At 70.0% G+C, this 16858-nt stretch carries 17 protein-coding genes; 10 read left to right on the top strand and 7 right to left on the bottom strand.

What is annotated here, in order from left to right:
- Nucleotides 1-55 precede the first annotated feature (55 nt).
- Complete coding sequence (locus IEY70_RS01215) at nucleotides 56-511, bottom strand: hypothetical protein (protein ID WP_189063140.1); 456 nt, start codon at nucleotides 509-511, stop codon at nucleotides 56-58.
- Nucleotides 512-581: 70 nt separating this feature from the next.
- Nucleotides 582-1469, bottom strand: a complete 888-nt coding sequence (locus tag IEY70_RS01220; protein WP_189063141.1) for a M55 family metallopeptidase — start codon at nucleotides 1467-1469, stop codon at nucleotides 582-584.
- A 65-nt stretch (nucleotides 1470-1534) separates the two neighbouring features.
- On the opposite strand from IEY70_RS01220, the gene map reads away from it, so the two are divergent.
- Complete coding sequence (map, locus tag IEY70_RS01225; protein ID WP_189063142.1) at nucleotides 1535-2296, top strand: type I methionyl aminopeptidase; 762 nt, start codon at nucleotides 1535-1537, stop codon at nucleotides 2294-2296.
- 6 nt (nucleotides 2297-2302) lie between these two features.
- Nucleotides 2303-2971, top strand: coding sequence for a pentapeptide repeat-containing protein (locus IEY70_RS01230; protein WP_189063143.1), 669 nt, complete (start codon nucleotides 2303-2305; stop codon nucleotides 2969-2971).
- A gap of 36 nt (nucleotides 2972-3007) precedes the next feature.
- Here IEY70_RS01230 and IEY70_RS01235 read toward each other — a convergent pair whose 3' ends face one another.
- Together IEY70_RS01235 and IEY70_RS01240 are read right to left on the bottom strand one after the other, a co-directional pair.
- The gene (locus IEY70_RS01235; RefSeq protein WP_229777535.1) at nucleotides 3008-3844 is read right to left on the bottom strand and encodes a poly(ethylene terephthalate) hydrolase family protein; all 837 of its coding nucleotides are present in this window, start codon (nucleotides 3842-3844) and stop codon (nucleotides 3008-3010) included.
- Between the two features lie 150 nt (nucleotides 3845-3994).
- The gene (locus IEY70_RS01240) at nucleotides 3995-4558 is read right to left on the bottom strand and encodes a hypothetical protein (RefSeq protein ID WP_189063145.1); all 564 of its coding nucleotides are present in this window, start codon (nucleotides 4556-4558) and stop codon (nucleotides 3995-3997) included.
- A 220-nt stretch (nucleotides 4559-4778) separates the two neighbouring features.
- Between IEY70_RS01240 and IEY70_RS01245 the strand changes: the two genes are divergently transcribed.
- From IEY70_RS01245 to IEY70_RS01260, 4 genes are all read left to right on the top strand, one after another.
- Complete coding sequence (locus IEY70_RS01245) at nucleotides 4779-5861, top strand: ABC transporter ATP-binding protein (protein WP_189063146.1); 1083 nt, start codon at nucleotides 4779-4781, stop codon at nucleotides 5859-5861.
- A gap of 88 nt (nucleotides 5862-5949) precedes the next feature.
- Nucleotides 5950-6777, top strand: a complete 828-nt coding sequence (locus tag IEY70_RS01250) for an ABC transporter permease (RefSeq protein ID WP_229777536.1) — start codon at nucleotides 5950-5952, stop codon at nucleotides 6775-6777.
- Between the two features lie 94 nt (nucleotides 6778-6871).
- Nucleotides 6872-7681 carry an ABC transporter permease gene (locus tag IEY70_RS01255; protein ID WP_229777537.1) on the top strand — a complete coding sequence of 270 codons (810 nt, stop codon included), beginning with the start codon at nucleotides 6872-6874 and terminating at the stop codon, nucleotides 7679-7681.
- Nucleotides 7678-8775 (top strand): polyamine ABC transporter substrate-binding protein, encoded by a 1098-nt coding sequence (locus IEY70_RS01260; RefSeq protein ID WP_189063148.1) that lies wholly within the window; start codon nucleotides 7678-7680, stop codon nucleotides 8773-8775. The genes IEY70_RS01255 and IEY70_RS01260 overlap by 4 nt, the downstream gene beginning before the upstream one ends.
- 37 nt (nucleotides 8776-8812) lie before the next feature.
- On the opposite strand, the gene IEY70_RS01265 is transcribed toward IEY70_RS01260, so the two are convergent.
- Entirely contained in the window at nucleotides 8813-9391 is a 579-nt protein-coding gene (locus tag IEY70_RS01265) for a peroxiredoxin (protein WP_189063149.1), read from the bottom strand.
- 79 nt (nucleotides 9392-9470) lie between these two features.
- Nucleotides 9471-11276: a translation elongation factor 4 gene (gene lepA / locus IEY70_RS01270; protein WP_189063150.1), complete on the bottom strand. Its 1806-nt coding sequence runs from the start codon at nucleotides 11274-11276 to the stop codon at nucleotides 9471-9473.
- A 130-nt stretch (nucleotides 11277-11406) separates the two neighbouring features.
- On the opposite strand from lepA, the gene IEY70_RS01275 reads away from it, so the two are divergent.
- The 3 genes from IEY70_RS01275 (at nucleotide 11407) to IEY70_RS01285 (ending at nucleotide 14674) form a co-directional block, all read left to right on the top strand.
- Nucleotides 11407-12756 carry a M28 family metallopeptidase gene (locus tag IEY70_RS01275; RefSeq protein WP_189063151.1) on the top strand — a complete coding sequence of 450 codons (1350 nt, stop codon included), beginning with the start codon at nucleotides 11407-11409 and terminating at the stop codon, nucleotides 12754-12756.
- A gap of 264 nt (nucleotides 12757-13020) precedes the next feature.
- Nucleotides 13021-13701, top strand: a complete 681-nt coding sequence (locus tag IEY70_RS01280) for a hypothetical protein (protein WP_189063152.1) — start codon at nucleotides 13021-13023, stop codon at nucleotides 13699-13701.
- 154 nt (nucleotides 13702-13855) lie between these two features.
- A complete protein-coding gene (locus IEY70_RS01285) occupies nucleotides 13856-14674 on the top strand; it encodes a GNAT family N-acetyltransferase (RefSeq protein WP_189063153.1) in 819 nt (272 codons plus the stop codon).
- 143 nt (nucleotides 14675-14817) lie between these two features.
- Here IEY70_RS01285 and rnhB read toward each other — a convergent pair whose 3' ends face one another.
- Nucleotides 14818-15471: a ribonuclease HII gene (gene rnhB, locus IEY70_RS01290; protein ID WP_189063154.1), complete on the bottom strand. Its 654-nt coding sequence runs from the start codon at nucleotides 15469-15471 to the stop codon at nucleotides 14818-14820.
- Between the two features lie 71 nt (nucleotides 15472-15542).
- Between rnhB and IEY70_RS01295 the strand changes: the two genes are divergently transcribed.
- Entirely contained in the window at nucleotides 15543-16760 is a 1218-nt protein-coding gene (locus IEY70_RS01295; protein WP_189063155.1) for a class I SAM-dependent methyltransferase, read from the top strand.
- The last annotated feature ends 98 nt before the right edge of the window (nucleotides 16761-16858 follow it).

A 16858-nucleotide genomic window follows, 5' to 3' on the forward strand; every position in this document is an offset into this window, starting at 1 on the left:
CAGGTGGGCGCAGGTGAGGACTGGCGGCCACCTGCGCCCTCAATCGGAGTCCGTATCAGAAGCGCAGTTCCAGGCCGATGCCCGCGCCGATCTGTCCGGCGCTGCTGGCCCGCACGAACGCGCGCCATCCGGCGGGGCCGAACACGGGGCCGCGCAGTCCGGTCTCGCCGTACAGAGCAAAGCGGTTCTCGCCTCCCTGCGTGGTGGGGGCGGTCAGTTGCCCGCCGACGGTGGCGAAGGCGTCCACCTTCGTCAGGGGAAGGTTCAGGTCGCGCAGCGTGACCCCGGCGGCGTAGCGGTTGTAGGTGGTGTCGGTCGTCTGCCAGGGGCGTTCGGCGCTGCCTTCCAGGCCGATCGTGCCGATGAACGGGATGGGCAGCAGGGCGGTCCCGGCGTGCACGCCGTACCCGCCCGTGGTGGCGTCCACGCCGGCCCACACGGCGGCGGCGCTGGCGGGGGCGGTCAGGGCGGTGAGGCTCAGGATGGTCAGGGCGGTCAGGGTGCGGCGCATGCGTTCAGGCTACCGGACGCTGCGTGAGGATGTGCGCGCGGTTGCCTGCGGCGCGCAGGCGGTCAGGTGGTCAGGCGTTCAGGCGGACGGCGGCCACGCTGGCCAGCATCCGGAACGTCTGGAACAGGTGGAAGGCGTTCTCGCTTTCCCAGCCGACGGTCACGGCGTCGATGCGGGTGATGCCGGGCACGCGCTCGCAGGCGTCCGCGCGGGCCTGATGATCGAAACTCAGTTGCGCGGCGGCCGGGAAGCGCGTGCTGTACGGTTCGGGCGGCGACCCCAGTGCCTGCGTCACGGCCCGGAACGCGCCGTCGCGGATGCGGCGCTGCGCCTCGCGCGGGTGCAGGTGCGTGGCCGCGAAACTGCTCAGGCCCTCCTTGACCGGTACCGTGATCACGTTTTCTCCCAGTTCGGCGGTGATTTCCGTCATGGCCACGTCGTCCCCGCAGGCGAACAGGACGGGCACGCCGTAATGCCCGGCGAGCAGGGCGTTCAGGCCGTACTCGCCGGTGCTCACGCCGTTCACGCGCACGTCCCGGATGAAGCCGTTCCAGGTGTGTGCCAGCGGCCCGCGCACGCTTCCGGCCCGCGCGTGGTAGCCCACGAACAGCAGGCCCAGCACCCCGGCCTCCTGCACGCCCTGCACCATGCTCAGCGGCTTGTCATTCCCGCTGGTAAAGCGCACGCCGTCCGGGAGCAGTTCCGGGATCAGGTTGCGCATGGTGTCGTGACTGTCGTTCACGAGTACGTCGGTCGCTCCGGCGTCCAGCGCGCCCTGCGCGGCGGCGGCGGCTTCCAGCGTCATGCGTTCTCGCGCCCGCTCGTACTCGGCGCCGCTGACCAGCCCGCCGAACTCGGGTGGGCTGACCTGCACCCAGCTGGAGACGCCGGTCACGCCTTCCATGTCCACGCTGATCACGACGCTGCGCGCCCCTGTGCCGCCATGCTGGTCACTCATGGGGGTCAGGGTACCGTGACGCGCGGCAGGGAAGGGCGCGCCGGGCCGTGTTAGCCTCATGCGTTATGAGCCGCGTTTCCCTGAAATCCGCCCGAGAGATCGAAGCCATGCGCCGCGCCGGGGCGCTCGTCGCGGAAACGTTCCGCGTGCTGGAGCCGCACGTGAAGCCCGGCGTCACCCTGAAAGAACTCGACACCCTCGCCGAGGAACACATCCGCCGCGCCGGGGCCACGCCCGCCTACCTGGGCTACGGCCCGAAGAACAATCCCTTTCCCGGCACCATCTGCGCCAGCGTGAACGAGGTCATCTGCCACGGCATTCCCGACGGGCGCGTGCTGCTGGAAGGCGACGTGGTCGGCGTGGACATCGGCGTGCTGATGAACGGCGTGTACGGCGACGCCTGCTACACCTACACCGTCGGGCAGGTCAGTGCCGACGTGCAGGGCCTCGTGGACACCACCCGCGAGTGCCTGAAAGCAGGGCTGGATGTCATCCGCCCGAACGCCCGCACCGGCGACATCGGGCACGCCATCCAGACCCTCGCCGAGGCGCGCGGGTACAGCGTGGTCCGCGAGTACACCGGGCACGGCATCGGCAAGCGCCTGCACGAGGAACCCACCATCTACCACTGGGGCGCGCGTTACACCGGCCTGAAACTCCAGCCGGGCATGGTGTTCACGGTGGAACCCATGATCAACCTGGGCCGCCCCGAGACGCGCCTGCTGGCCGACGGCTGGACCGTCACCACCGCCGACGGGCAACCCAGCGCGCAGTTCGAGCACACCCTGGTCGTCACGGACAGGGGCTACGAGATCCTCACGCTGTAACGGTCAATGGACGCGACCCGCCCGAACGCCCCGAAATTCCCGCGCGGGGGCCTGCGCGCCCCGCCGCCCGGCCCGCTGGAAAGCGAGACCGTGTACCGGGGTCTGGCGCTGGAAGGCGACCTGACCGGCGCGGAGGCCCTGAACGCCGTGACCTTCCAGGGCTGCGTGTTCCGGCAGGTGAACCTGACCGGCGTGCACTGGCGCGGCGTGCGCCTCACCGACGTGCGGTTTGAGGGCTGCGACCTGAGCGGCGCACGCCTGGAAGACGCGGCGCTGGAACGCGTGCAGTTCACGGACTGCCGCCTGCTGGGCGTGCAGGCCAGCGGCGCGCGCCTGCGGCACGTGGCCCTGACCCGCGTGGCCGCCCCCCTGAGCGTGTGGGTGAAGGCCGACGCGGCCCACCTGCGCCTGGACGACTGCGACCTGACCGAGGCGATGTTCATGGACGCCGACCTGCCCGGCCTGATCCTGCGGGCGTGCCGCCTGCCCCGCACGGACCTGCGCGGCGCGCGACTGGCCGGGGCCGACCTGCGTTCCAGCGATCTGCGCGGCCTGCGCGTCACGCCCCGCGAACTGGAGGGCGTGACCGTGGACGCCGCGCAACTGCCCGACCTCGCTCACCTGCTGGGCGTCCGGGTGGGGGAGACCCTCCCGGACCCGGACGCCCTTCCCTGACCACCGGTTCGCGTCAGTCCCGGACGACCGCGACGGTCAGTTGAACGGGCAACTGCTGCGCACGTCCGAGTACGTAGTGCCGACCGCCGGGGCTGGGCACAGGAACGGGCTGTAGCGCAGGTCGTTGTCCACGAAGCGTTTGAGCCACGCCACGCTGGCCCGCGCGATGGGCGTGTTCGACGTGTTCGGCGCGAAGTGGCTGGCGCCGCGCAGTTCCAGGTACGTGCGGGGCAGCGTGGCCGCCAGGCTGGTGTAGAACGGCACCGAGTGAGAGGCGACCGGCGCGACCGTGTCGGACTGCGCGCCGATGATCAGGGTGGGTGTGCTCAGTTCCGGCCAGGTCTTGTCGGTGTTCCAGGGGGTCAGGGCCACGGCGGCCTTCAGGGCGGGGTTGGTCCTGGCGGCTTCCAGGCTGCCGCCGCCGCCCATGCTGTGCCCCATGACGGCCAGCCGGTTCGGGTCGATGCGGCTGCGCACGTCGCTGCTGCCGGTCAGGTACCGCAGCGCCGCCAGGAGTTGCGTGCCGCGCGAGGCGGGCTGGTCGTAGACGCTGTTCGTGTCGATGATGAACACCACGAAGCCCTGCGAGGCGAGGCGCGGCCCCAGCCACGAGAGGCTGCTCTGCGTGGCGGTGTACCCGGGCGACATGGCCACAGCGCCGAAGGTGCCGTCGCTGGTGGTCGTCGGATAGTAGATGGTGCCGCCCCCGAACCCGCTGACCCGGAAGCGGGACACGCTGGTCGAACTGGTCGCGTACGGCCCGCGCGTCGCTTCCAGGCTGGCGGTGGTGGGCGCGGGGCCACGCTCGAACGGGTTGAGCGCCAGCGTGGTCACGGGCTGTTCCTGCGAGGCCGTGCTGGGCGGTTGCTGCACGCCTGCACAGGCAGCCAGGAGGACGGTCAGTACAAGTCCGACAGTTAAGTTTTTCATTCCAGATCAGTCTGCTGGTTCCGGCACGGGCCGTCAAGAACATCTGACCGGCGTGTCACCTCGGGCTGGCCCGGTCAGGCTGGCCCGGTCGGGTCACTTCTGAAGCGGCGCCGTGCCCAGGTTCCGGGGCGCCGCATCGAGACGGGCGGTGTCCAGCGGGGACGCCTCGAAACGGTCGCGCAGGTAGTGGCCCTGCGTGAGCAGGCGGCTGGCGCTGCCGTGATCCTGCCGCAGCGCGCCGTCCACGCCCCGGCTCAGGTGTTCCAGTTGCTCGCGCAGCAGTTCCTCGGGGTCGCGGCCCCCGGCGCGCAGGTGCTCGCGGGCGGCGGGCGTCAGGTTCAGGTAACTGCGCAGCGTGTCCGGCAGGTACTCCCGGCGGATCTGGCCCAGCAGCGCCCGCGTGTGCGGCTCCAGCGTGGCGGGCGCGTCCTGAAGGCGGCACAGCAGCGCCAGGGCGTACAGGCGGTGCGGTTCCGGCAGGCGCAGGGCCAGCGCGGGCGCGTCGTCAGGCGGGGTGCCCGGCGCGGCCACACCCCCGGCCGGGCCGGACCGGGCGCGCAGCAGTTCCAGGTTGTGGCGGTGAATCATGGCGCGCCGCGCCAGCGGGAAACCGAACACCGCACCGAAAAAGAACAGGGGAACCAGAATGTCTTCCACAGCGAACCTCGATTGGAAACGGGGGGGCGGACCAGGAGCGGAAACACGGTCAGGGTACGCCCGCCCCGGCGTGCGGCGCGTCACCCTTAAGGCGGAGTGCGTGCCGGGGCGGCGCCCACGCGGGTAAAATTCCCCGTATGAGTCAGATTCAGAGGTCCCGTCCATAACCGGCGTCGCGTTCAGGGGCAAGCGCGCGCGTGAACTGTCCGCCGACGCCGCCGTGAGTGTCGTGGATGTCTTCAAGAGCTTCACGTCCCCGTCGGGCGGCGAGACACGCGTGCTGGACGATATCGACCTGGATATCCGCCGGGGCGAGTTCTTCAGCCTGCTGGGTCCCTCGGGCTGCGGCAAGACGACGCTGCTGCGCATCCTGGCGGGGTTCGAGGCGCCGGACGCCGGGCAGGTCATCATCGGCGGGCAGGACATGACGGGCGTGCCGCCGCACCTGCGGAACGTGAACACCGTCTTCCAGAGTTACGCGCTGTTCCCGCACCTGAGCGTGCAGGACAACGTGGCGTTCGGCCTGAAAATGAAGGGTGTGCCCGCCGCGCAGGCCCGCACCCGCGTCATGCAGGCGCTGGAGCGGGTGCGCATCGCGGATTTCGCCTCGCGCCGCCCGGATCAGCTGTCGGGCGGGCAGCGGCAGCGGGTGGCGCTGGCCCGCGCCATCGTGAACGAACCGCAGGTGCTGCTGCTCGACGAACCCCTCTCGGCACTGGACCTGAAACTGCGCAAGGAACTCCAGGTGGAACTCGCCAACCTGCAGGAGAGCCTGGGCATGACCTTCGTATTCGTCACTCACGACCAGGAGGAGGCGCTGGTCATGAGTGACCGGATTGCCGTCATGAACCGGGGCCGCGTGGAGCAACTGGGCCGCGCCGAGGAACTGTACGAGCGGCCCCGCACGGCATTCGTGGCGAACTTCCTGGGCAGCAGCAACCTGATCGAGGGCACCGTCCTGAGCGTGGACGGCCATGAGGCGACCGTGCAGACCGTGCACGGCCCGCTGCGCACCACGCACGGCGAGGGCCTGCGCCCCGGCCAGAACGTCACGCTGTCCGTCCGGCCCGAGAAACTGAGGATGGAACGCGACGACGAGACCGAAGGCAACGAGATCCGCGCCACCGTGGACGACATCGTGTACACCGGAGCCGAGAACCAGTACCTGCTGCGCGCCAGCGGCCAGCAGCTCGTGGTGTTCCAGCTGAACGCCGACATCGGCGCCGACGAGGACTTCGACTACGAGGAACAGGTCGCCCTGTACCTCCCGCCCGACAACCTCGTCGTGCTGGAAGAAGCATGATGGGGGTTGAAAGTCGAAAGTTGATGGTTGATGGAACACGGCTCTATCAACTTTCAACCTTCAACCATCACCGCACCGAAGGTGCCCTGTGCTGACGGTCCGGCGCTTCTTCGCCACGCTGGGGCCGGGCGTGCTGTGGCTGGCCGTGTTCCTGATCGTGCCGGCGCTGGTGATGCTGGGGTACTCGTTCCTGACGCGCACGGACCTCGCGCAGGTGGGCGGCCCGTGGACGCTGGAATCCTGGCAGCGGGTGTTCGGGTACGACGCGCTGTTCCAGGAGTGGACGGCCGACAACGCGCGCGTCCTGTGGCGCAGCGTGTGGGTGGCGGGACTCAGCACGGCGCTGTGCGTCCTGATGGGCTACCCGCTGGCGTTCTACATCGCCCGGCAGGACGCCCGGCGCAAGAACCTGCTGCTGCTGCTGCTGATCATCCCGTTCTGGACGAACTTCCTGATCCGCGTGTACGCCTGGATCCTGATCCTGCGGCCCTTCGATCTGGTGCCCAGCCTGACCGCCACGCTGCTGGGCATGGTGTACGCGTTCGTGCCGTTCTTCGTGCTGCCCGTGTACTCCAGCGTCGAGAAGATCGACTGGCGCCTGCTGGAGGCCGCGCAGGACCTCGGCGCGCCCCCCGCACGGGCCTTCATGACGGCCGTGTTCCCGCAGACCCTGCCGGGCCTCGTGGCGGGCATCCTGCTGACCTTCATCCCGGCACTGGGCACCTTCGTCGTCAGCGACATCCTCGGTGGCGCGAAGACGGCCCTGGTGGGGAACCTCATCCAGAACCAGTTCGGGCAGGCGGGCGACTGGCCGTACGGCAGCGCCCTGAGCTTCCTGCTGATGGGCGTCGTGCTGCTGGGCCTGTGGGGCTACGCCCGCACCGCCGGGCAGAAGGGCCTGGAGGAACTCGTATGAGTGCGCTGCGCACACTGTTGATGGTTGATGGTCGATGGTTGAAAGAGGTTCCATCAACCATCGACCATCACCTATCAACGGCCCGGAGGGCGCTGTGATCCGGCGGACGCATCCGGCCCTGACCGCGTGGGCGTGGCTGGTGTACGCGTTCCTGTACCTGCCGATCATCGTGCTGGTCGTGTTCTCGTTCAACGATTCGCGCTTCGGGGCGACGTGGGCGGGCTTTACTACCAAGTGGTACGGGGTGCTGTTCGCCCGCGCGGACGTGCGCGAGGCGCTGGCGCACACGCTGGAGATCGCCCTGCTCAGCACGCTGGTCAGCACGGTGCTGGGCACCCTGGTGGGCCTGGGCCTGTGGCGGTACACGCTGCGGTTCCGCACGGCCCTGACCGGGCTGCTGGTCCTGCCGATCGTGATTCCGGACGTGGTGATGGGCGTGAGCCTACTGATGTTCTACTCGTTCGTGCGCGCGGGCCTGGAACGCCTGGGCTGGACGTTCGACAACGGCTTCTGGACGGTGCTGCTGGCGCACGTGACCTTCCAGATCAGTTACGTGGCCCTGACCGTCCGCTCGCGGCTCGCCGGGTACGGCCCGGAACTGGAGGAAGCCGCGCGGGACCTGGGCGCCACCGGCCTGCGCTCGTTCACGCACGTGGTCCTGCCGCTGGCCCTGCCGGGCGTGCTGGCGGGCGCACTGCTGGCGTTCACGCTGTCCCTGGACGATTTCGTGGTCACGTACTTCACGAGCGGGTCGGGCTTCAGCACCCTGCCGGTCCTGATCTACACGAACGTGAAGCGAGGCGTGACGCCCGACATCAACGCCCTGAGTGCGCTGCTGGTCCTCGTCACGGTGGTCGCCATCGTCGCCGCGAACGCCCTGCTGCGCCCCCGGAGGCAGCCATGAAACGCGCCGCCCTGAGCGCCCTGCTCGTGCCGGTCCTGCTGAGCGGCTGCTACCGCGTCGAGAAGCCCGCTCAGGCTCAGCCGGGCGAGGCGACCCCCGTCACGCGCGGCGACGGCAGGACCCTGCGGGTATTCATCTGGTCCGAGTACATCGACCCGGACCTCGTGAAGACCTTCGAGAAACAGAACGGCGTGCGCGTCGTGCTGGACACCTTCGAGAGCAACGAGGCCATGCTCGCCAAGTTGCAGGGTGGCGGCGCGCAGTACGACATCGCCGTGCCCAGCAACTACGTCGTGCAGACCATGATTCGCGCCGACCTGCTGCAACCCCTGGACAGAGGCGCCCTGCCGAACCTGAAGAACATCGCGCCCGGCTTCCTGAACGCCGCGTACGACCCCGGCAACCGCTACTCCGTGCCGTACCAGTACGCCGCGACCGGACTGGCCTACAACACGCAGCGCTACGTCCCGCAGGACACCTGGGCCGAGATCTTCGGCCCCGACGACACCCGCACCTTCGTGCTGCTCGACGACCCGCGCGAGGTGATCGGCGCGGCCCTCAAGTACCTGGGCTTCAGCGCCAACACCACCGACGTCGCCCAGCTGCGACAGGCGCGCGACCTGCTGCGCCGCGTGGTCGCCAAGCAGGGCTTCCAGGGCTTCGACGGCGGCCCCGGCACCCGCAACAAACTCCTCGCCCGGCAGATCGACCTCGGGCAGATCTACGTGGGCGACCTGCTGATCGCCACCGAGGAAGACGAGAACGTGCAGGTCCTGCTGCCCCGCCAGGGCACCACCATCAGCATGGACACCCTGGTCGTCCTCAGGCGCAGCCCCAACCCCGAACTGGCCCACCGTTTCATCAACTTCATCCTCGACGCCGACAACGGCGCGCAACTCAGCAACTACACCTACTACGCCACGCCCAACGCCGCCTCGCAACCCCTCCTCGACGACTTCCTGAAGGACATTCCCGCCCTGAACCCACCCGCCGCGTGGCTGACCGACGGCCGCCTGGACTTCATCGGCGAACTGCCCTCCGGCCGCCCGCAACGCCTGTACGACCGCATCTGGACGGAACTCAAGAGCCAGTGACGGAGCCGGGAGGCAACGGGGCGCCCTCCCGTTCCTATCAGGTTGGGTGTCGCTCCAGCCACTCCAGCACCTGCTCGGCACTCCGGTCCGGCGGGAAGACCGGGTAGAACACCTGCTCGGTCACCCCGTCCCGGACGATCAGCGTGATGCGCCGCAGCAGCGTCGGCCGTTCACCGGCTGGCACGCCGGGCACGTCGAACGTCGGGAGGCGCAGCGCCCCGGTCAGCTCCAGCGCGGCGTCGCTCAGCAGCGGGTAGGGGAGGTGCAGCCGCCCGGCCGCCTCCTGCTGGTAGGCCGTGCTCTGGGTACTCAGCCCGAACACCCGTGCGCCCAGTGCGGCCAGCTGGGCGTGATGGTCACGGAACGCGCAGGCCTGCGGTGTGCAACCCCGCGCGCCCGGCATCACGTCCCAGCCGTCCGGGAGGGGATGGTCCGGGCGGGCCGTCATGGGGTAGCCGTACACCACCGACCGGCCCGGCAGCCCCGACACGCGGACCTGCGTGCCGTCCGTGGCGGGCAGCGCCAGCGCGGGCCAGGGCTGCCCGGTCAGGTGGGCCGCGCCGCCGTCGTCCACGGGAGCGGGCAGGTGGGCGGGCAGGACATGCGGATCCGTCATAACCACCAGGATACGGGCATGTGAACACCCCGCCGCACGTCCGTCTGGACGCAGGGCGGGGTGGGTGCGGCTCTCTGGGTTACTCGTCGGTGCTGAGGACCGCCAGGAACGCCTCCTGCGGTACCTCGACCGTCCCGAACTGCTTCATGCGGGCGCGGCCCTTCTTCTGCTTGTTCAGCAGTTTCTTCTTGCGGCTGATGTCGCCGCCGTAGCACTTGGCGAGCACGTCCTTGCGGAAGGCCTTCACGGTGGCGCGCGCGATGATCTTCGCGCCGATCACGGCCTGCACCGGCACCGGGAACATCTGGCGGGGGATGACTTCGGCCATCTTGTCCACGATCTTGCGGCCCAGGCTGTACGTCTTGGTTTCGTGGACGATCACGGCGAGCGCGTCGATGACCTCGTTGTTCACCATGATGTCGACCTTGCGCAGGTCGCCCTCGCGGTACCCGAGTTGCTCGTAGTCCATGCTGGCGTAGCCGCGGCTGATGCTCTTGAGGCGGTCGTGGAAGTCGTACAGGATCTCCGCGAACGGCACCTCGTACAGCAGTTCCACGCGCTTGCCGACGTAGTTCATGGTGATCATGGACCCACGGCGTTCCTGGAGCAGCTGCATGACCGGCCCGACGTGCTCCTCGGGCAGCATGATGCTGAGCTTGATGTACGGTTCCTCGACCAGTTCGATGCGGTCGCGGGTGGGGAACTCGGCCGGGTTCTGCGTCTCGAAGATGCTGCCGTTCGTGAGGGTCACGCGGTACACGACGGCGGGCGCGGTGGCGATCAGGTCCAGGTCGTACTCGCGTTCCAGGCGTTCCTGGATGATCTCGGCGTGCAGCAGGCCCAGGAACCCGCAGCGGAAGCCGAAGCCCAGCGCTTCACTGGTCTCGGGTTCGAAGGAGAACGCCGCGTCGTTCAGTTTCAGTTTCTCCAGCGCGTCCCGCAGTTTGCGGTAGTCCTCGGTGTCGGTGGGGTACAGGCCGGAGAACACCACGGGTTGCGCGGGCTTGAAGCCGGGGAACGCCTCGGGCGTCTGCACCTCGCGGCCGGTCAGGGTGTCGCCCACCTGCGCGTCCTGGATGTCCTTGATCCCGGCGGCGACCCAGCCGACCGAACCGGCCGGGAGGGACTCCCCGACGACCAGTCCGGGGCTGAAGGTGCCGACCTTGTCCACCTCGAAGTTCTTCCCGGCGTTCATCAGGCGGATCTGATCCTTGGGTGTCAGGGTGCCTTCCAGCACGCGCACGAACAGGATCACGCCCTGGTACGCGTCGAAGAACGAGTCGAAGATCAGCGCCTTCAGCGGCGCCTCGGGGTCGCCGCTGGGCGCCGGGATGCGGTCCACGATGGCTTCCAGGATCTCGGTGATGCCGATCCCCGACTTGCCGGACGCGAACACGGCGTCCTCGGCGGGAATGCCGATCACTTCCTCCAGTTCCTGCGCCGCGCCTTCCGGGTCGGCGGCCGGCAGGTCGATCTTGTTGATGACCGGCACGATCTCCAGGTTGTTGTCGATGGCCAGGTACGCGTTCACGATGGTCTGCGCCTCGACGCCCTGCGAGGCGTCCACGAGCAGCAGCACGCCCTCGCACGCCGCCAGGGACCGGGAGACCTCGTAGTTGAAGTCCACGTGGCCGGGCGTGTCGATCAGGTTGAAGGTGTACGTCTCGCCGCCCGAGCCGTCCTCCTGCGCGGGACGGGTGTACTGGAGGCGGACGGGAGTGGATTTGATGGTGATGCCGCGCTCGCGTTCGAGTTCGAGCGTATCGAGGGTCTGGTCGCGCTTGTCGCGTTCGGTCATCGCGCCCAGACGCTCCATGATGCGGTCCGCGAGGGTCGATTTCCCGTGGTCCACATGGGCGATAATGGAGAAGTTCCTGACGTTCACACAGAACAGTCTAGTGCATTTCGGGCCAGCAGACGGTCCCCGAAATCCCGCGCCATGAAACGGAAAACCGCACCCCGGCGCGCACCTGCGGCAACCTTCGGCCGGGCCGCTGCGTATGGTGACCGTACCGATGCCCAGACCGCTGCGCCCACTGCCGACTCGCCCACCCGTTCCCGCCTGGAAGGTGCTGCTGCCCGCCCTGATCGCCGGGGGCGTGGGCTGGGGCGCGTGGCACGCCGCGACCCGCCCGGCCAACCCGCCCGCGCAGCCCGGAGCGCAGAGCGTCAGCGCCGCGCAGGACTGGGAGACCCTGCGCACCCTCGGCCCGCGTGAGACCGGCAGTGCCGGGAACGCCCGCACGCTGGACTGGGCGCAGGCGCAGTTCGAGGCGCTCGGGTACCGCGTGACCCGTCAGGCCCTCCCGGACCGCGTGCCCATGCCCGCGCAGCGGGAGGGAACCGTGCACCTGGGCGGCCCCGGCGACCCGCAGACCCTGACCGGCGAGGCCCTGATCGGCACGCAGACGGCCGGGCAGACCGGCACGCTGGTACGCCTGCCACCCGGCGTGACCGACGCGCAACTGGAGGGCCTGCTGGGCAGACTGGCCGTCACGACCTGCCCGGACGGCCCGTGGCGGGACCTGACCGACCGCGCCCTGAACGCGGGAATTCTGGGGCTGGTCATCGTGAACGACTGCCCGCACCCGCCCGCGTACAGCCCACTGGGGAACGTGGCCCTGCCGGTCCTGAGCGTCACCCCGGAAGCAGGACGGACCCTGCTGGCCGGGGTGGGCCGCGAGGTCACGTTCACCACCACCGTCCGCACCGAGGACGCCCCCGCCTGGAACCTGATCGCGGCCCGTGTGGAGGCCACGCCGGACGTGCTGTTCGGCGCGCACCTGGACAGCGTACCCGGCAGCCCCGGCGCGAACGACAACGCCAGCGGCATCCTGGCCGTGCTGCACGCGGCCCGGCAGGCGGCCGGTACTCCCCTGGCGGGCCGCGCGTGGTTCGTGCTGTTCGGCGCCGAGGAACAGGGCCTGCTGGGCAGCCGCGCCTTCGTGCACACCCACTCTTACCCGCTGCGGGACACGCGGGCCATGCTGAACTTCGACATGGTCGGCGTGAACGCCGAATCCCTGAGCATCGACGCGCACCCGGAACTGCTGACCCTGGCCCGCCGGGTCCGGCCGGACCTGCGGACCTTCCGGGACGCACCGGCCACCACCCGCGAGACGTTCGGGCGGTCCTCGCCGGTCACGGGCCGCAGCGATTACCTGCCGTTCAAGCTGGTGGGCGTGCGCACCGCCTTCCTGCACCGGGGCGAGGACCCGCACTATCACCGCCCCACCGACACAACCCTGAACCCCGCCCTGGCCGCAGACGCCGCCACGCTGGGCGTGCAGATCGCGCGGGCTGCCCTGGACGCCCCCTGGACGCCACGTCAGTCCTGCGGCATCACGGGCCGCGACTGCCAGTAGACCCGCCACCCGTCACAGCGCCGGTCGCAGTGCCCGTGGCGGTGTCCGTGATGGGGGGGGCGTCCCGGCGCGCCTGGTGAAAAAACTGTTAGATTCTTCTCAATGAAACCGGCCGCCGTTTCCTGCCTGCTGATACGGACTCCGATTGAATGGCTTATAAAGCCGTTCAATCCGAGCGGAGCGAGTAGGAGAGAAACGGGTTCCGGACGTGGAGTTAACAGATCGGTGGTGTTCCGATCTGTTAACGAAATAAACGGAATCCGTATGAGTGCCACGCTGGCCGCGTTCCTGAGTGCCTGCCTGAGTGCCTGCGCCGGTCAGCCCACCCCGGTGGCGGCGCAGGTGAGCGGCACCGTGATCTTCCCCCCGGCCGCCGGGGTGGCCGTGTTCACCGCCCGCGTGAACGGCCAGGACCGCGAGGTCGCGCAGGCCAGCGTCACGGCGGGCGGCACGTACCAGTTGACGCTGCCCGCCGACCTGACCCTGACCGCCCAGGCCACGCCGGACCTGCTGGGCGACAGCGTGCGCGGCACCTTCCAGAGCGTGACCTGCCAGGGACCCCTGACCACGCAACCGGCCGCCGCCCGCACCGTCACCGTCGGCGGCGGCCGGTTCCTGATCGGCGGCAGCGTCACGGCGACCCTGACCCCGGCGTTGCAGGCGATCGGACTTCAGGCGCCGCTGTCCCCGCAGGACGCGTCCATCCGCGCGCGGCAACTGGTGCTCAGTGACCGCGCCCTGACCATTGCCGCCGCGCAGACCTGCACCTTCCGGCAGGGCGACCGCACGCTCCAGGGCACCCTGGACGCGAACGAGACCCTGCGCCCCGGCTGGAACGTCCTGGAAACCACCGTCCGCGTGCAGGGCGGCAGCGTCAGCGTGAGTATCGGCGCGGCCGACCCGCTCACGCCGGTCGACTGGCTGTACCTGCCCAGCACGAACTGACACGGACTCCGTCTGTTTCGCTGACCATCCGGAACCCGCCCGGCTCCCACGCGCATCCGCCCGGACCCAGCGGTCTTTGCAGCCCGTTCAGTCGGAGTCCGGATCACTTCGGCGCATAACGCCCCGCCTCCTCACGGCGCGTATTCTGGGAGGCGTGCACCGATCGCTCGCGTTCCACACGGACCTCGCATTGCGCCGCAACGAAGGCAGTCTGATCCGGCGCGGCGACCATCACACCGTGATCTGTTCGCCCGACAATCCCACGTTCTGGTGGGGTAATTTCCTGCTGATGCCTGGGGCGCCGCGCCCCGGCGACCTGCCGCGCTGGGAAGAGGCGTTCAGCCGCGCCTTCCCGGACGCCGCGCACCGCACGTTCGGTATCGACACCCCGCACAGCGACGCGCTGGACCTCAGCGAGTGGCAGGCCGCCGGGTACGAGGTGCTGCGCGACACCGTCCTGACTGCCGCGCACACCGTCCCGTCCGCACCGGGCCGGGCCGCGCCGCGCGACGTGCAGATCCGCCCGGCCTTCTCGGACGCCGACTGGGAAGCGGCCGCGCAACTGCGGCTGGCCGTGAATGCCGCCGACCCTCACCCTCACGAGGCCGCCGGGTACGAGGTGTTCGTCCGGCGCAAACTGGCCGCCTACCGCGCCGTGCAGGAAGGTGGGCGCGGCGCGCTGCTCGCCGCTTTCGACCGGGGTGGGGCCGCGCTGAGCGCCCTGGGTATCTTCGACGCCGGAGAGGCCGTCGCCCGCTACCAGAGCGTCGAGACGCACCCCGGGTACCGCGCGCGCGGACTGGCCGGCATGCTGGTCCACGCGGCGGCCGAGTGGGCGCGCGCGCTGCTGGGCACGCGCACGCTGGTCATCGTGGCCGACCCCGACTACCACGCGCAGGCACTGTATGAACGCCTGGGGTTTCGCCCCACCGAAACGCAACTGTCCTTCCAGAAACGCCCCCCGGACGCCTGATACCGACTCGGATTGAATGGCTTATAAAGCCGCTGGGTCCGAGCGGATGCGAGTAGGAGAGAAACGCCCCTCCGGACGTGGAGTTGGCAGATCGGTGGTGTTCCGATCTGCCAACGAAATAAACGGAGTCCGTATGAAGGCACTCAGGGCAGGTCGCCGAACAGGGACGCCGGTTCACTCAGGAGCGCGCGGATGGGCGCGAAACTCCGGCGGTGCGCGCCGGTCACGCCGTGTTCGTGCAGCGCGGCGCGGTGGGCGGGCGCGCCGTACCCCTTGTGCCCGGCGAAGCCGTAGCCGGGGTGCTGGGCGTCGAGTTCCAGCATCACGCGGTCCCGTTCGGTCTTGGCGAGCAGGCTGGCCGCCGCGACCGAGTAACTCAGGGCGTCCGCCCTGGGCGGCGCGGACAGCGGCACGTCCACACGTAACTTCAGGTAGTCCGTGACGAGTGCCTGCGGGGCCGGGTCCAGCCGCGCAAGGGCGCGCAGCGCGGCGGCGTGCGTGGCGCCCAGGATGTTCAGGCGGTCGATCTCGTCCGGCCAGGCGTGCTCGACCGCCCAGGCGAGCGCGACCTCACGCACGACCTGCGCGTACTGCTCGCGTTGCGCGGCGCTCAGTTGCTTGCTGTCCCGGAACGGGTACTCGGCGGCCGCGCCGGGCAGGATCACGGCCGCCACCGTGACCGGCCCGGCCCACGCGCCCCGCCCGGCCTCGTCCACGCCCGCCACGCGGAAATGCCCGCGCCGCCAGTGTTCACGCTCGAAAGACCAGTCGGGAGTCACGCTCGGGGGGGCTGCCATGCCCGGAACGCTAGCGCATCCCGGAACGCCGTGAACAGTTGCCCGGCGCGGAATGTGCGACTCTGGAGGGCGTGACGAGCAGGCCCAAGCAGAAGATCAGATTCAACCGACCCACCGGGGCCGCCCCTTCACCGTCGGGTTCCAGCGCCGCAGCCAGGGGTGCCGCGCCCGCCCAGACCGCGCCGTACACGGACGTGCGGCCCGCCCGGCTGCCCGAGAAACTCGACCGGCTGACCGTCCTGACCAAACCCGGCGTGCGCGGTTTCCCCGACGTGGACGCCGCGCAGGCGCTGCTGGCCCAGACCATGCGCCGCGACCGGGTGCGCGGCGACGTACTCGACCTGAGCGCCATGGGCGGCCTGATCGGCGCGCTCGACAGCGTGAAGCTGCGCGCCGTGGAGGGCAGCGCCGCCGCCCTGAAGGTCCTGCACGCCGCCGGACTGGACGCGCACCCCGCCATTCCCGGCGACCCCCTGACCGGGCGCTGGCCGGAACGCGCCCGGACCGTGTGTGTCGTGCTGGCCGGTGACCGTGGCAACGCCTACGCCGAGGCGCAGGTCGCCTGGGCGCACGCCTGCACGCCGCCCGGCGGGACGCTGTACATCGCCGGGGACCGCGACAAGGGCTTCGACCGCTACGTGCGTGCCGCCGGGAAGGCCTTCGGGTCTGGCGAGACCATCGCCCGTGACGGAGGGATGCGCGTGGCGAAACTGGTGCGCCGCCCCGGCCCCACGCCCCCGCAGCCCGATCCCGAGACCTTCGAGGCGTTCGGCGTGAGCGTCGTGGGGCTGCCCGGCGTGTTCAGCGCCGCCAAGCCCGACAAGGCCACCACCCTGATGCTGGGCGCGCTGGACAGCCTGAACCTGGACAGCCTGGACGTGCTGGACCTGGGTTGCGGGACCGGCATCATCGGCGCGTGGGCGGCGCGGCGCGGCGCGAACGTCACGCTGGTCGACGGCGATCTGCAGAGTGTCCGCAGCGCGCAGGCGACCCTGGCGGCGTCCGGCCTGACCGGCGAGGCCATCCACTCGGACGTGGACGCCGCGCTGGGCGACCGCACCTTCGACGTGATCCTCACCAACCCGCCCTTCCACGTGGGTCGGGGCGTGGTGCTGGACGTGGCCCGCGAGTTCATCGCGGCCGCCGCGCGCCGCCTGCGTCCGGGCGGCACCGTGCACCTCGTCGCGAACGAACCGCTGCCGTACGAGGCGGACCTGGGCGTGATCGGCCCGGTCCGCGAGACGCTGCGCGAGGGCGGATTCAAGGTCCTCTCGGTCACGCGCGCCTGAAATCTGAAAGGCTCCGCGTCAGGGAATCGGGCACTGGCCGCCGGACCGGGAACTTTTCCGGCGCGGTCCGCGTACTCTGCCTGATGGACCGGAACTGC

It is taken from the genome of Deinococcus seoulensis, from assembly GCF_014648115.1.
GTDB classification, from domain to species: Bacteria; Deinococcota; Deinococci; order Deinococcales; family Deinococcaceae; genus Deinococcus; species Deinococcus seoulensis.